The sequence below is a fragment of the Mesorhizobium sp. INR15 genome (assembly GCF_015500075.1).
In the GTDB taxonomy this organism is placed as follows: domain Bacteria; phylum Pseudomonadota; class Alphaproteobacteria; order Rhizobiales; family Rhizobiaceae; genus Mesorhizobium.
On sequence record NZ_CP045497.1, the window covers coordinates 140,835 to 154,602 of the forward strand.

Genomic DNA, 13,768 nt, shown 5'->3' on the forward strand with positions numbered 1-13,768 from the left:
GCTCGATAGCGTTGGTGCACGAATAAGATTTTCAACGATTTTTGCTTATTCGGCTGAGATCCCCACCAGCTTGAATGAACCAGCATGCCACACAAACATAACGCCGATCGCCGTCATCGCATCGGTAAAATGAAGTTCAAAGTGATGAACTGGGCGGAATATGAGGCGGGCCTTTGCCGCCGTTGCAGTTTGACCGTTTGGGTCACGCCGGAAGCTCTTCTCGGTTGGGCCGCCCCGCGTCGCAAGACGCGTGGTGGCCAGCCGCGCTACTCTGATCTGGCTATCGAAACTACTTTGATGCTGGGCATGGTGTTTGGGCTGCGGCTGCGCCAAAGCGAAGGACTTTTGCGTTCGGTGCTTGATATGATGGGATTGGATCTGTCTGTGCCCGATCACACCACGTTGAGCCGGAGGGCCAGAACCTGGAAGCCATCCGGCAGAAGCAACGACCGACAGCATGTGGCGGGCGGCTCCATTCACGTTCTGGTCGACAGCACCGGGCTGAAGATCTATGGCGCCGGCCAGTGGCTGGAAGAAAAGCATGGGGCAAAGTCCCGGCGTGGCTGGCGAAAACTGCACTTGGCGGTTGATGCCGACAGTGGCGAGGTCATTGCACATAGTCTGACAGATCAGGAGACAGGCGATGCCTCGCAATTGGAGCCGTTGCTGGACCAGATCAACGAAGAGATCGGCCAGTTCACTGCGGATGGAGCCTATGATGGCTATCCAACCTACGACGCTGTGCTGCGTCATAGTGCAGGTGCTAAGGTCGTCATTCCACCACGATCGAATGCGGTTGAACGACCCAGCGCCCAGTCGTGCTGTCAGAGAGACGACCACATTGCATCCATGCAGATAGATGGCCGGCTGAAATGGCAGACATCTACCGGCTATGGCAAAAGAGCTTTGGCTGAAACCGCGATGGGCCGATACAAGGGCGTCATTGGGCCGCGTTTGCGTGCTCGCTCATTCCTTGCTCAACAGACAGAGGCTGCGATCGGCGTCACCATTTTGAATCGAATGCTTGCCTGTGGACGCCCGAAATCCGTTCGTTGCGAGGTATCGGCGGAGGCAACGAAATAGGCGGCATCTCAAAGAGCGAATGCTGACCTTCTGCCGATCCGCGCACCAACGCCATCACTCACGGGTAATGCTGCGGAGTTGGTGCAGATTCCCGGCTCCATGCCCAGCCTGTCGCGGATTCCGGTCGGCTGCGCCTTTCATCCCCGATGCGCTGAGGGGTTCGAGCCTTGCAGTCGCATCCGGCCGGGGTTGCTGCCTCATCGTGATCGCATGGTCGCCTGCCATCTCTATCATCGACAGGGAGAGGATGCATGACTGTCCAGGACGATGTGCTCGTGACTGTGAAGGGGCTGAGCAAGCGGTTCGACATCTCCGATAGCTGGCTCAACAGGAAGCTTACCGGCAAGAAGAAGCAGATCGTCAATGCGCTGGTCGACGTGAATTTCGAGATAAGGCGCGGCGAAACGTTCGCGCTAGTCGGCGAGTCCGGCTCGGGAAAATCCACGCTTGCCCGTATCATCAGCGGGTTGCTTAGCAGTTCCAGCGGTGAAGTCGCCATTGGCGAGCGCCGGTCTGCCGGTGACGCCAGGGTTACGCAGGACTCACGCTCCCGGATCCAAATGGTGTTCCAAAGTCCTTATGCCAGTCTCAATCCGCGCTGGCGGGTCGAGCGGATCGTCGCCGAACCGATCCGCACGCTGCAAAAGGGCGTGAGCAGGGAAAGGATCTCGCAGGAAGTCGCGAGGCTGCTTAGGATGGTCGGCATGCACCCCGATGACGGCCGCAAATTTCCCCACCAGTTCTCTGGTGGCCAGCGCCAGCGCGTCGCGATCGCGCGTGCGCTTGCCTCCGACGTCGAGTTCATAGTCTGCGACGAGCCGACATCGGCGCTCGACGTCTCCGTCCAGGCACAGATTCTTAATTTAATGCAGGCGCTACAGAAGCGGCTTGGCCTCACCTATCTTTTCATCAGCCACGACCTTGCCGTCGTGCGGCATGTCGCTGCCCGTGTCGGTGTGCTCTACATGGGGCGGATCGTCGAAATCGGCGACAAGGAACTGATATTCGGCAATCCCCGCCATCCTTATACGCGGATGCTGATGGATGCCGTGCCGCATCTCGAAGGGTCGGGCGGCCGCAAGAAGCGCGTTATCGGAGAGATCCCAAGTCCGATCAATCCGCCAAGCGGCTGTGCCTTTCATCCGCGCTGTCCCCTAGCGGTGGCGCGTTGCCGGATCAACGTGCCCGAACTCATCGGCGGTGTCGCCTGCCATGTGGTGAATTCGATCGCGCCAGCGGATGCGGGAGACGTGATGGCCGCACACTAGCCGCGCGCAGCGCGAACGAACGGAGCCTGAAATTGTCCACAAAACTCGATCTTGTCATCCAGGGCGGCATCGTGGTGAATGCCGATCACATGCAGCGTGCCGATGTCGGCATTTCCGAGGGGCGCGTCGTTGCGCTCGGCGAGGCACTTGGCGATGCAAAGCAGACCATTGATGCAGCGGGGCGGCTGGTGATGCCCGGCGGCGTCGACACCCATTGCCATATCGAGCAGGTGTCGGGAAACGGCCTGCTCAACGCCGACACGTTCGAGACCGCCACGAGGTCGGCGGCGTTTGGTGGCAACACCACCGTGGTCTCCCATGCCGCGCAGCACAAGGGCAACCGCGTGGCGGCCGTGGTTAAGGACTATTCGGCTCTCGCGGCGCGCGGCGCCATGGTCGACTATGCATTTCATATCATCGTATCGGATCCCGAGGTCGAGGCGCTCGAGGCGCTCGAGGCGCTCGAGGCCGATATCGCGGCGCTCGCAACCGATGGCCACCGCTCGCTGAAAATATTCACCACCTATGCGATCCGGCTGAGCGATGCGCAGATCTTGGCCGTGTTCGCGCTCGCCCGCAAAGTCGGTGGGCTCGTCTGCATCCATGCCGAAAACCACGACATGATACAGCATGCCGTGCGCCGCAACCTCGTCGCCGGCAATGTGGCGCCGAAGTTCCATGCTCAATCCCATACCAGGCTTGCCGAGGCCGAAGCCGTCTGCCGGATGATCCGGTTTTCAGAGTTCCTCGACCAGCCAATCATGTTGTTCCACATTTCGACGCGCGAAGGGGTCGAAGCCGTACGCGAGGCGCGCGCGCGCGGAGCGAAGGTCTTCGCGGAAACCTGCACGCATTATCTCCTGATGACCGCCGACGTGCTCGACCGCCCCGGTATCGAAGGCGCGAAGTTCGTGTGCAGCCCGCCGCAGCGCGAGGTTGCGGATCAGGACGCCCTTTGGGAGGGGTTGACGCGCGGCGATCTTCAGATCGTGACTTCCGATCACGCCCCGTTCAGGTTCGACGAAACAGGGAAGCTGAACAAGGGGAAGGCGCCTGCCTTCAACGAGATTCCAAACGGAATGCCGGGGTTAGAGGTGCGGCTGCCTCTCCTGTTCGATGCGATGGTTTCGCGAGGGCGCTTCGATGCTTGCCGCTTCGTTCAGATGACGTCGTCGCGGCCCGCGCAGATCTTCGGCCTGCGCGACAAGGGAAGGATCGCCGTGGGCGCGGATGGCGACATCGCCATCTGGAATCCGAAGCGACAGGTGAGATATGGCGACAACGATCTGCACGACAATGTCGGATACAACCCCTATGCTGGTAGGACCGTGACGGGCTGGCCCGAGATCGTGATTTCTCGCGGCGAGACGATCGTCGCCGATGGGCAATTGCTTGCGGGCCCGGGCAGGCGCATAGGGTCCTCATGGAACTTGGCTAGCAAAGGGGTGTAGCCGTCGTCGGGGGAGCCGGCGACGGGCAGATTCCCGCCGATCCGCTTTGCCATCTGATCTCATATGTGAATATTCCCTTCGGGAAACGGAGGGGAGAATTGATTGCGCGCCGGCTTGTGTCTCAATCGGCCCACAATAGAGGCTCTGCATACGTGGAACGGCCCGGTTAGCAAGGCGTCACGTAAATCGCCGTCTGACGGTGCAGTCATATGTCCGTGTGTAGCGCGGTCTTTGTGGGCTGACCACGATGAGATCCGCGATACCGATCGCCTAATTAATTTCACGCGCACGAAGGCGCAGTGCGTCAGACGGTCGGCATCGGGCATCGTCCCACAGGTTCATCGCACTTTGGCACCTTGCCGCCCGATCCCGACCCGAGACGCCGGAATTCCTTTTGTTCTATGCCCTCGCTATAATCGCGGGTGCTTGGTACTTGCCGCACCTGACGAGAAATCCTTCAGGCTTGTTACGTTCCCGATCATCGCGCCGGCAATCATGTCGGCGGGTCTGTTCGCCTTGCTTTTGTCTTTCAACGATCTTTTGATCTCGCTGTTCCTTTCCGATCTCGACGACGACGCTGTCGATTGCCATCTGGAACAACACCATCATGCAGATATCGCCGGTCATCGCGGCCGTCAGCATCTGCCTGCTAGCAATGTCGCTTATGGTACTGGCTGCGATTGGCATACCACGCCGTAGCCGAGCCTGAGAGCCTGACTCAAAAAGAATGGCTTCATATCAAGCTCTTGCGATCCTGCGGGTGAGCAGGCGGATGTTGGCGACGAAGACCCATGCCTCGGCGGAAGCGATGGTGCGCTCGAAGTCCTTGGCGGGTCTTCTGCAGCGGCCGAGCCATGCGAATGTGCGCTCCACCACCCAGCGACGTGGCAGGACCTGAAAGCCGTTGGCCTTGTCGGTTCTCTTGACGATTTCCAGCGTGAACTTGCCGATCTTTTGCAGTGCGCCTTTCAGCTTCGGTCCTGCATAGCCGCCATCGGCGAAGACATGGCGCAGCCACGGCCAGCGTTTGAGGATCGATTTCAGAACGGCCGGCGCGCCGTCGCGATCCTGGATGTCGGCGGCATGAATGACGAGACCGACCAGCAGGCCGAGCGTGTCGACGACGATATGGCGCTTGCGGCCCATGATCTTTTTGCCGGCGTCGAAGCCCCGTATTCCGCCGCTTTCGGTGGTCTTGACCGACTGGCTGTCGATGACGCCGGCCGTCGGGCTGGCCTCCCGGCCTTCCCGCTCGCGCGCCGCCATCGCGAGTTCATTGCTGATGGTCCGCAACAGGCCGTCCTCGCGCCAGCGATAGAAATATTTCTGCACCGTCGAGAAGGGCGGAAAGTCCTTCGGCAGGAGCCGCCACGCGCCGCCCGAGGAGGCGATATACAAAAGCGCGTTCACGACCTCTCGCAGGTTCGTCTTGCGAGGTCGGCCGACGCGGCTCGGCGCCGGCATCATCGGCTCAATCAGCGCCCATTCCACATCCGTCACATCGCTTGCGTAACGGCTGCAACGCCGCTCATAGTATGGTCGGGTGATTTCGGTCCAGGGCATCGTGATCTCCGTCGAATCTCAGCAATCCGACAGAATCACAACCCGCTGAAATCACTCACCTCTTTTTGGAACGGACACTCAGAGTCGGTCCGGAAAGTTATTCAGTTTGAACAAAGCTTTCGCAGCATGAGGCGGATCGAAGCCAATTTGAGGAAAGCGAGCGCGTTGCGGGTGAGATTCTCGAAGTCCTTGGCCAGCCTGCGGCATCGCCCCAGCCACGCGAAAGTCCGTTCGACCACCCAACGCCTCGGCAGAACCTCAAACCCCTTGGCGGCATCAGATCGCTTGATGATGGCGGTCGCAAGCCCAGGCATGGCCTTCTTCTGACCCTTGGCGAAGACGGGTCCCTGATAGCCGCCATCAGCGAACAGTTTTTGCAAGAACGGATAACGCCCGAACAGCGTCTTCAGGACCAGCACGCCGCTGTCGCGATCCTGGATGTCGGCCGGATGGACCAACGCGTGCAGTAGAAGCCCTACCGTATCGACAAGGATATGGCGCTTCTTGCCCTTGACCTTTTTCCCCGCATCATACCCGCTCGGGTCGATACAACGCCCCCTTTTTCAGCACCCTTGACGCTCTGGCTGTCGATGATTGCCGCCGTCGGGCTGGCCTCGCGCCCCATCGCCTCACGGCATTTCACGTAGAGTTCCTCGTGAATGCGAGCAAGCGTGCCATCCCAGTTCCACAGGTCGAAATAGCTGAACAGCGTGCTCCTGGGCGGCAGGTCCTTCGGCACGGCCCGCCATTGGCAGCCTGTGCTGAGAACGTAAAGCAGGCCGTTGACAACCTCGCGTACATCGACTTCGCGCCTGCGGCCGCCTCGTTTGGCAGGCGGGATCAAAGGCTCGACCAGTTCCCATTCCGCGTCCGTCAGATCGCTCGGATAGCGCAACCCATCACGCTTGTATTTCCCACGGTTCGCCTTCGTCCACGTCGCTTCCATGCTCCGTCGAATCAAATCAACTCCATGGAATCACAACCGATTCAGATCATTCAACTTCTTTCTGGACCGACACTCAGACAAAATTTCCGACTAATATTCCGGTTATCATCTCTGCTGACCCCGACTATTGTTCTATTGTATTTAAATTTAAGAATGTGTCGGTTTTGCGGGCGGTCTATTTAAATTTGAGACGATCGGCTATCGAAGCCTCATTATTGCTGCATAAATGAGATGACCGGGACGGCGCTTTCGGGTTAACATGTCGGATACAAGATTACCGAACCTTGGCCGGTTCGTAACCATGGTGTGGGACTGGAGCGTCTACAGGATGTCAAGTCCCCGTCGTTCGACGAGTGCCATGGCGGCGAGGAGGAACGGGCGAAGATTGGTCGACAGAACCGGCCTGCCAGCGGAGGGAAGGATTATGCTTGTGTCAGCGACTATGTCGTCAAATTCTGGAAAGACAACACCGAGAACCGAAAGGGCTGATTGCCGCGCTGGGCCCCTTTCGCCACCGCTCTCCTGCATGGCTGGAGAGAGAGTTTCGCCAGCGGGTGACCATGCATCTCATTTGCGTGCCGTCGCAGCCTTCCTCCCTCTCGCCGCCCCGCACGGGTTGGGATCGGCCGGACAACAAGTGATCACATTCATCCAGGAAGTCGGCCGGCGTTGCGAAGTTTCTCTCGCAGCACGGCAAGGATCCTAGGGCTTGGAGAAAGGCGCAATCTCCACGCCGTTTTCGGCAAGGGATGCACGCAGTGCGCGCACGATCTCGACCGCGCCGGGCGTATCGCCATGGACGCAAAGCGTCGTGGCATCGACTGGGAGCCGCTTGCCTCCCGTAGTGGGAATGTGGCCGCCCACGACCATCTCGAGGACCTGTTCTACACTTTGCAGCAAATCGTGGATCACAGCTCCAGGCTGGCTGCGAGGCGTCAACCCGCCGGCATCGGTGTAGGTGCGGTCGGCATAGATCTCGCAAGCCACGCTAAGCCCGGCGTCTTCGGCGGCCTTGTAGGTTTCGGAATAGGGAAGGGATACAAAGACCAAGGCCGGATCCACAGTCTTTACCGCCCGTACGCACAGCGCGGCAAGGTCCGGGTCCACCGCCGCCATGTTGCCCAGTGCGCCATGGGTCTTCACATGGGTCATGGGATGGCTTTCCAGCGCGCACATGCCCTGCATGGCGACAATCTGGTACATCAGTTGAGCTTCGAGATCCTCGGGTCGCTCGCCAGAGATGCGCCGGCGGCCGAAGCCATAAAGGTCGGCGAAAGATGGATGCGCGCCCACTGCGACGCCATCCTCTCGCGCTTGGCGGATCGTGCGGCGCATTACAACCGGGTCTCCGGCGTGGAAGCCGCAGGCTATGTTGGCCGTCGTGACCAGCTTCAACATAGCGGCGTCGTCGCCAATCACATAGGCACCAAAGCTCTCGCCCATGTCGCAGTTGAGATCAAGCTTTTTCATCATTCCGGACCTAGGTGGATTTGGGCGCAGGGACGCCCAAGATCTGTTGAAAGTTGACGGACAGAGCCGAACCCGATTGACAGGACGCCTTCGGCCGCTTCAGAATGGATACATGTGGTATACCAAAATCGCAAGTTCTTTTGGTGGAAAGGACTCCAGCCACGATGTGCAAAGGCCAACGCCTGCGCACGCACCCAGCGTTTGCAACCAAGCGCACCGGCGCAAGGTTAGCGTCACGCCATGACTCCCGCTTTCCTGCCTTGCGGCGACAGCGCTTTGATGCTCCAGCTAGGCGAACACATTGACGCGGAAGTCAACGCCCATGTCATTGCGCTTGCAGCGGCGGTGGTTGCGGCGGCCATTGCCGGCGTCATCGAGGTCGTGCCCACGTATCGTTCGGTGCTGGTGCGCTACGATCCCGAAATAGTGCGTGGGCGGGCGCTGGAGGAACGACTGGCCGCGCTTTCCCAACATGTACAGATCTCCAATACTCAAGGCCGCTGCTGGACTATCCCGGTAGTCTATGGCGGAAAGGCCGGACAAGACCTGGAAGAGGTCGCGGCCATGAAGCACCTTTCGCCGCAGGAGCTGATCGAGCTTCATGCCGGGAATGAATATCGGGTTTTCATGATCGGTTTTGCGCCAGGCATGGCTTATCTGGGCGGATTGCCGCCCATCCTGCACACGCCACGGCTGGAAAAGCCTCGCCAGAACATTCCGGCCGGCGCCATTGGCATCGGTGGTCAGCAGGGCAGCGTTAACTCCGTCGCCGGCCCCTCCGGCTGGCGTTTTATCGGCTGGACACCTGTGCGGGTGCTCGACCCGGCGCGCCCGGTCCCGTTTCTACTCCAGGCCGGTGACCGGGTACGATTTTTGCCGATCGACGACGAGACCGGAGCGCGGTTGGCTGAACGCGCCGCAGCCGGGGACACCGTCATTGAACCCGACGGCGCGACATGAGCGTGGAGGTTCTTTCCGCCGGCCCGATGCTGACCGTTCAGGATGTCGGCAGGCAGGGGTTGCGGCGCTTCGGCGTCTCGACAGCAGGTCCAATGGACGGTCCCGCGCTCGCGCTGGCCAATGCGCTCTGCGGCAACCCTCCCGCAGCGGCAGCGCTGGAATTCGCCAGCCTGGGCGGCAGTTTCACGACCAGTCGTCCTCTGCGATTTGCCGTGACCGGCGGCGATTGCGACCTCCGCGTTGATGACCGGCCACTCGTGCAAGGCGAGAGCTACCGGCTGAATCCCGGCGAGGTGCTGAAGGTTGGGATGCTAGGCGGCGCTGTGTGGGGCTACATCGGCTTTTCCGGAGGTATCTCCGTGCCGCCGACACTGGGATCGCGCTCCACGCACCTGCGCAGCGGACTTGGCGGAGTGGAAGGCCGCATCCTGCGAGCGGGCGATATCCTGCCGCTAGGCCCGGATGCTGCGCAGGACGTGTGCCTGCGTCCCGGAATACCGCAGCGCCCCTTCATTCAAGGCTCGATCCGCATCGTGCTCGGCCCGCAGGACGACTATTTTACTCCGGATGTCCTTGCGCTGCTGAGCCGTTCGGCGTTTGTCGTCACGCCGCGACGCGACCGTATGGCCATGGTTCTGGATGGCTCCGAGATTCCTGCGGTGCGCGGGCACGATATCGTTTCGGACGCCGTTGTTCCCGGCTCGATTCAGGTGCCTGGCTCGCGCCAGCCGATGGTGCTGATGGCTGAGAGCCAGACAACGGGAGGCTATCCGAAGATTGCAACGGTGATCTCGGCGGACCTGCCCCGGCTGGCGCAACTGTCCACTGGCGCGCATCTGCGCTTCGCAGTCGTTTCACGAGACGAAGGCGAGGACATATGGCTTGCCCATGCCAAGAGCTTACGCGCCACGCTGGCGGGATTGCTGCCAAAGTCGGAGGGTTTGCTGCAGTCGGATTATTTGTTGTCCTGCAACCTGATCAGTGGCGTAATCGCCGCTGATGACATGGGCACCCCGAACTGGGCGCCGGACGGTAGTTCGCAATGACCATCAATCCATGCGCTACCCATCGTCCAATCCTCGCCCGCCGCCATCCGATCAAGATCCAGCCACGGGATCCGTCATGAAGTGTCTCGTCGTACAGCCCATCCACGAAGCCGGGCTGGAATTGCTCAGGGCGCGGGGAATCCATCCTGTTCTCTGCCCTTCGCCGGACATGGAGACGGTCGCAGCCCACATATCGGATTGCGACGCGGTGATCACGCGCGACGCTGGGCTGAAAGCTTCGGCCTTCGCTGCCGCGGACCGGCTGCGTGTGGTTGTCGTCCATGGCGCGGGGCACGATTCGGTAGACAAAGCTGCGGCTGCCGAGAACCGTGTAGTGATAGCGAATACGCCCGGCATCAACGCCCGTTCCGTTGCAGAACTGGCTATCGGACTGGCCATCGCCGCAGCGCGCGCGATTCCATCCGCCGACCGCAGCGAACGAGCCGGTCGCGCCGGCTTTCGCGAATCCATCCGGTTCACCGAGCTTTCGGGCAAAACGGCACTTATCGTGGGCTGGGGCGCCATCGGCCGCGACGTCGGCCGGATGCTGGATCATGCCTTCGGTATGCGGATCGTGGTTTATTCGCCACGTGCACCGGATGTCGGCAACTACACCCGCGCCAACTCGCTTGCCGAAGGCCTGGCGCAAGCGGACCTCATTTCACTTCATACGCCGATCCGTGCAGTTACCAGCAATATGATAGGGCGCGACGCGTTTGCGGCGATGAAGCCGGGGGCCATCTTGGTAAATGTAGCGCGCGCCGGGCTGATCGATGAGGAAGCCTTGCACGAGGCCTTGTGCAAGCAGCGTATGGGCGGCGTTGCGCTCGACGTTTATTCGTCCGGAGCGGCGCTGGGTCCACTGGGGGATTTTCCAAACGTGATCTTCACGCCTCATCTGGGCGCAAATACCGAGGATGCGCTGCGCCGCGTCGCCGAAGCGGCCGCCGGTCATGTGGTGATGGCACTGTCAGGCGTGCTACCCACCACAGCCATCAATCCCGAAGTGTGGGCCGTTTCGCCATAGATCAGGCGAGGGCGGCGACCATCTGTATTTCCACGGGCGCATTGCCGGGGAGAGTGGCCACGCCGACGGCGGCGCGGCTGCCTATGCCGGCTTCGCCAAGCTCATCGTATAGAAATTTTGAAGCGAAATCTGCCAGCTTCGAGTGGAGCATGAAGCCTTCCTCAGCGGCGATGAATACGGTGAGGTTTAACACTGCCGTGATCCGCTCGCCCGGCTCTAGGCAGCCGCGCGCGGTGGACAGAGCGTTGCTGCAGGAAAGCACTACCGCTTCGCGCCAGGTTTCCGCCGGATCGGTCGCCCGTACCGGTCCGCGGAACCGGAGCTCCCCGTTTACGCGCGGCGTCATGCCCGACGTGTAGACCTGGCTGCCATGCCGGACGGCTGGCAGGTAGCGGCCCTGCGGCGGCGGTGAACCGGTTGTTTCGCTCATGCCCGGTAGCGCTCGACTATCTCGACCAGCCGCTTGACAGCCGCCACGGCGGCGGCGCGGTCCTGCGAGAAATTAAGCCGCACGCTGTTGGCGGAATGCGGGCCGAATTCGGAACCAGGCGTGACGATGACGTTGGCCTGGAGCCGCAGAATACGAACGAAATCCGCCGCGCCTATGGCGAGGTCCGGCAGGCGTGGAAACAGATAGCTCCCGGCCTGCGGCGTGCGCGCTTCGATGCCCTTTGCGGCGCGGAGTACCTTGAGAAGGTCGTCGCGGATGATCTGGTGCAAGCGAATGCGCTCGTCCATCCAGCCTTCGGGTTCGCTGAACCAAGTTTGCAGCACCGCTTGGCTGTAGCCGGCTGCGCGCAGCGAGACAATGGCCTGTAGTTTCTCCATGCGTCCGATGAGTTCTGGTGCGCCAAAGGCGACACCCAGGCGATATCCACTCAGCGATTCGGTCTTGGACGGCCCCATGATGGTGATGATGTTGCCGGGGTCAATGCCGCTGGCTCGCAGATGGGTATAGGCGCCATCCGCATAGCGCAGGCGCGAATAGAGCTGGTCGGCGATGACGGTGACGCCGTACTTTCCGGCCAGATCGGCAATCTGCCGGATCTCGTTCTTGGAATAGACCGCGCCGGCCGGATTGTTCGGGTTGGAGAAGACGAAAACCCTCGCGCCCTGCCGAAACGCATCCTCTAGCTGGCCGAGATCAAGCCCTGACTCGCGGTCCGATTTCATATAGTCGAGCCGCACAGGGACCATCTCCCCCTCGAAGAATTCGACCAGCTTGCGGTTGGCGAAATAGTCGGGCTGGACGATGGCCACCTTGTCGCCGCGTGCGACCGTGCTGGCGACGGCTAGAAACAGCGCTCCCTGCGTGCCGGGAGTCAAAATCGTTCCATTGACAGCATCTATGGGCGCTCCGGTGAAAGCGGCGAGCTTGTCGGCCAAGCCTTCGCGGATGGCGCTTGCGCCGCGATACTCGGTATAGGCCTGCCGGCCGCCCCGGCGCACACCGTCGGCGAAAAGCTCGAAGGAACGGGGAGTGGGGGTGAAGGCGTCCACATCGCCATGCGAGAAATCAACCAGCTTGCCGGCGACAATATTGCCGCGCATCAGGTCGCGCAGTTCTCCGGTATTCTGACGAACCTCCTGACCGGGGGCGTTGTCCGTACCAAGCCTGCTGAACTTGTCCTGCAAGGACATCAAAACCCCCTGATATCAAACCAAGCCAACGGCGGGCACCAGCACAGTGCATGGCTAGTCCCCCGTTCCCGTGTCGTTGTAGGCGAGGGAAAGAAGATGTAAATCTCCGTTCTCTTAAATTCAAAAGATAGAAAATGTAATTTATGGATATTCGCTTCCTGGAAAGTTTCGTCGAGGTCGTCGACTGCGGTTCCATCGCCGACGCGGCGCGATATCTCAATCTGACGCCGGCGGCGGTTGCTCAGCGGCTGAAGGCGATAGAGCGGGAGCTTGGCCATTCGCTGGTCAGCCGGGCTGGCAGGACGGTGCGTCCCACGGAGTCGGGTCTTGCGGTTCTTGCCCGGGCGCGCCAGCTAATCGCCGGCGCGCGGGACCTCCGCGCCATCGCCGCCAACGACCAGCCGGTGGGCGCATTGCGGCTGGGCTCGACGGCGACAGGTTTGACCGGCCTGCTGCCAGCGGTCATCGCCTCGCTGAGCCAGCGCTGTCCCCGCATCGAATTCTTTGTCCGCCCAGGCTCCTCGTTGGACCTCTATCACAGCGTCATGTCGGGTGAGACGGATGCGGCGGTGGTCGTGCAGCCGCCGTTTCATATCCCAAAGTCGATGGGTTGGGTCACGTTGCGGGAGGAAGCGCTCGTGCTCATCGTTCCAGAGGCGATGGAGGCCGGAACCCCCGAATCTATCATCGGCAGCGCGCCCTTCATCCGTTACGACCGGAACCAGTGGGGTGGGCAGATCGTCGAGCGCTACTTGCGCAAGCACCGGCTGAAGGTGCGCGAATGGCTCGAACTCGACGCGCTGGATTCGATCGCGGCACTGGTAAGCCGGGGCCTCGGCGTTGCCATCGTGCCGGACTGGTCGCCGCCTTGGCCTGAAGGGCTGCGGCTACGCAAGATTGTGCTCGGCGACGGTGAGCCCCGAAAGGTGGGCGTGGTGTGGAGCCTCGCCAGCCCACGTATCGCAGCAATCCGAGCGTTCGTCGAAACCTGTGGCGAGGCCTGCCGATAGTGCCTGCTTACGAGAGACCGGCAGGACAGGGTGGCAATGCCATTCGTCGCCGTGGTCAGGTTCCCGTCAGCGCAGGCCTGTTGTCCAGCGTTTGCGATTCATTTTTGGCCAGGGGCCAAGATTGTATTTGATCAAGTCTCATCCAATTGGTATGCCAGACTAATTCCAACCGGATTCCAATCGATCAGCGTAAGATGCCCATTTGTCAGATCACACGGCCCATTCGAGAAGCCGGCATCGATCGCTGTCGACCGGACACCTTCCTCCGGTCCGGCGCCGGCAGGATGCCGACGCCGCATGTCA

Annotated in this window: 13 protein-coding genes and 1 pseudogene; 9 read left to right on the forward strand and 5 right to left on the reverse strand. The window is 61.0% G+C overall.

Annotation, left to right across the window (positions count from 1 at the left end):
* Nucleotides 1-84 precede the first annotated feature (84 nt).
* The 5 genes from GA829_RS33000 to GA829_RS33020 all read left to right on the forward strand — a co-directional run bounded on the left by GA829_RS33000 (nucleotide 85) and on the right by GA829_RS33020 (nucleotide 4,501).
* Entirely contained in the window at nucleotides 85-1,083 is a 999-nt protein-coding gene (locus tag GA829_RS33000; RefSeq protein WP_195180021.1) for an IS5 family transposase, read from the forward strand.
* Nucleotides 1,084-1,119: 36 nt separating this feature from the next.
* Entirely contained in the window at nucleotides 1,120-1,338 is a 219-nt protein-coding gene (locus GA829_RS33005) for an oligopeptide/dipeptide ABC transporter ATP-binding protein (protein WP_258052426.1), read from the forward strand.
* Nucleotides 1,335-2,351 (forward strand): ABC transporter ATP-binding protein, encoded by a 1,017-nt coding sequence (locus GA829_RS33010; protein WP_195180022.1) that lies wholly within the window; start codon nucleotides 1,335-1,337, stop codon nucleotides 2,349-2,351. The genes GA829_RS33005 and GA829_RS33010 overlap by 4 nt, the downstream gene beginning before the upstream one ends.
* Nucleotides 2,252-3,802, forward strand: a complete 1,551-nt coding sequence (gene hydA / locus GA829_RS33015) for a dihydropyrimidinase (protein ID WP_258052398.1) — start codon at nucleotides 2,252-2,254, stop codon at nucleotides 3,800-3,802. The genes GA829_RS33010 and hydA overlap by 100 nt, the downstream gene beginning before the upstream one ends.
* Before the next feature lie 426 nt (nucleotides 3,803-4,228).
* Nucleotides 4,229-4,501 carry a hypothetical protein gene (locus GA829_RS33020; RefSeq protein WP_195180023.1) on the forward strand — a complete coding sequence of 91 codons (273 nt, stop codon included), beginning with the start codon at nucleotides 4,229-4,231 and terminating at the stop codon, nucleotides 4,499-4,501.
* A 39-nt stretch (nucleotides 4,502-4,540) separates the two neighbouring features.
* Here the strand turns inward: GA829_RS33020 and GA829_RS33025 are convergent, their stop codons facing one another.
* The 3 genes and pseudogenes from GA829_RS33025 to GA829_RS33035 form a co-directional block, all read right to left on the reverse strand.
* Nucleotides 4,541-5,365: an IS5 family transposase gene (locus tag GA829_RS33025; protein ID WP_195180024.1), complete on the reverse strand. Its 825-nt coding sequence runs from the start codon at nucleotides 5,363-5,365 to the stop codon at nucleotides 4,541-4,543.
* 101 nt (nucleotides 5,366-5,466) lie between these two features.
* Nucleotides 5,467-6,311: pseudogene (locus tag GA829_RS33030) on the reverse strand (IS5 family transposase).
* Nucleotides 6,312-7,013: 702 nt separating this feature from the next.
* Complete coding sequence (locus GA829_RS33035; protein WP_195180025.1) at nucleotides 7,014-7,784, reverse strand: LamB/YcsF family protein; 771 nt, start codon at nucleotides 7,782-7,784, stop codon at nucleotides 7,014-7,016.
* 237 nt (nucleotides 7,785-8,021) lie between these two features.
* Here GA829_RS33035 and pxpB point away from each other — a divergent pair, with 237 nt between their 5' ends.
* From pxpB to GA829_RS33050, 3 genes are all read left to right on the forward strand, one after another.
* Nucleotides 8,022-8,741 (forward strand): 5-oxoprolinase subunit PxpB, encoded by a 720-nt coding sequence (pxpB, locus tag GA829_RS33040; RefSeq protein WP_195180026.1) that lies wholly within the window; start codon nucleotides 8,022-8,024, stop codon nucleotides 8,739-8,741.
* A complete protein-coding gene (locus GA829_RS33045; protein WP_195180027.1) occupies nucleotides 8,738-9,787 on the forward strand; it encodes a 5-oxoprolinase subunit C family protein in 1,050 nt (349 codons plus the stop codon). The genes pxpB and GA829_RS33045 overlap by 4 nt, the downstream gene beginning before the upstream one ends.
* A 76-nt stretch (nucleotides 9,788-9,863) precedes the next feature.
* Nucleotides 9,864-10,814, forward strand: coding sequence for an NAD(P)-dependent oxidoreductase (locus tag GA829_RS33050; RefSeq protein WP_195180028.1), 951 nt, complete (start codon nucleotides 9,864-9,866; stop codon nucleotides 10,812-10,814).
* A gap of 1 nt (nucleotide 10,815) precedes the next feature.
* Here the strand turns inward: GA829_RS33050 and GA829_RS33055 are convergent, their stop codons facing one another.
* Together GA829_RS33055 and GA829_RS33060 are read right to left on the reverse strand one after the other, a co-directional pair.
* On the reverse strand, nucleotides 10,816-11,244 hold the full coding sequence (locus tag GA829_RS33055) for a RidA family protein (RefSeq protein WP_195180029.1): 429 nt from the start codon (nucleotides 11,242-11,244) through the stop codon (nucleotides 10,816-10,818).
* A complete protein-coding gene (locus tag GA829_RS33060) occupies nucleotides 11,241-12,455 on the reverse strand; it encodes a pyridoxal phosphate-dependent aminotransferase (RefSeq protein ID WP_195180030.1) in 1,215 nt (404 codons plus the stop codon). The genes GA829_RS33055 and GA829_RS33060 overlap by 4 nt, the downstream gene beginning before the upstream one ends.
* A 143-nt stretch (nucleotides 12,456-12,598) precedes the next feature.
* Here GA829_RS33060 and GA829_RS33065 point away from each other — a divergent pair, with 143 nt between their 5' ends.
* The gene (locus tag GA829_RS33065) at nucleotides 12,599-13,465 is read left to right on the forward strand and encodes a LysR family transcriptional regulator (RefSeq protein ID WP_195180031.1); all 867 of its coding nucleotides are present in this window, start codon (nucleotides 12,599-12,601) and stop codon (nucleotides 13,463-13,465) included.
* Nucleotides 13,466-13,768 lie beyond the last annotated feature (303 nt).

Bases quoted from the DNA above. Each gene is read 5' to 3' on its own strand.
- GA829_RS33000 (WP_195180021.1), top strand. From the start codon at position 85: ATGCCACACAAACATAACGCCGATCGCCGTCATCGCATCGGTAAAATG.
- GA829_RS33010 (WP_195180022.1), top strand. From the start codon at position 1,335: ATGACTGTCCAGGACGATGTGCTCGTGACTGTGAAGGGGCTGAGCAAG.
- GA829_RS33025 (WP_195180024.1), bottom strand. From the start codon at position 5,365: ATGCCCTGGACCGAAATCACCCGACCATACTATGAGCGGCGTTGCAGC.
- GA829_RS33035 (WP_195180025.1), bottom strand. From the start codon at position 7,784: ATGATGAAAAAGCTTGATCTCAACTGCGACATGGGCGAGAGCTTTGGT.
- pxpB (WP_195180026.1), top strand. From the start codon at position 8,022: ATGACTCCCGCTTTCCTGCCTTGCGGCGACAGCGCTTTGATGCTCCAG.
- GA829_RS33045 (WP_195180027.1), top strand. From the start codon at position 8,738: ATGAGCGTGGAGGTTCTTTCCGCCGGCCCGATGCTGACCGTTCAGGAT.
- GA829_RS33050 (WP_195180028.1), top strand. From the start codon at position 9,864: ATGAAGTGTCTCGTCGTACAGCCCATCCACGAAGCCGGGCTGGAATTG.
- GA829_RS33055 (WP_195180029.1), bottom strand. From the start codon at position 11,244: ATGAGCGAAACAACCGGTTCACCGCCGCCGCAGGGCCGCTACCTGCCA.
- GA829_RS33060 (WP_195180030.1), bottom strand. From the start codon at position 12,455: ATGTCCTTGCAGGACAAGTTCAGCAGGCTTGGTACGGACAACGCCCCC.
- GA829_RS33065 (WP_195180031.1), top strand. From the start codon at position 12,599: ATGGATATTCGCTTCCTGGAAAGTTTCGTCGAGGTCGTCGACTGCGGT.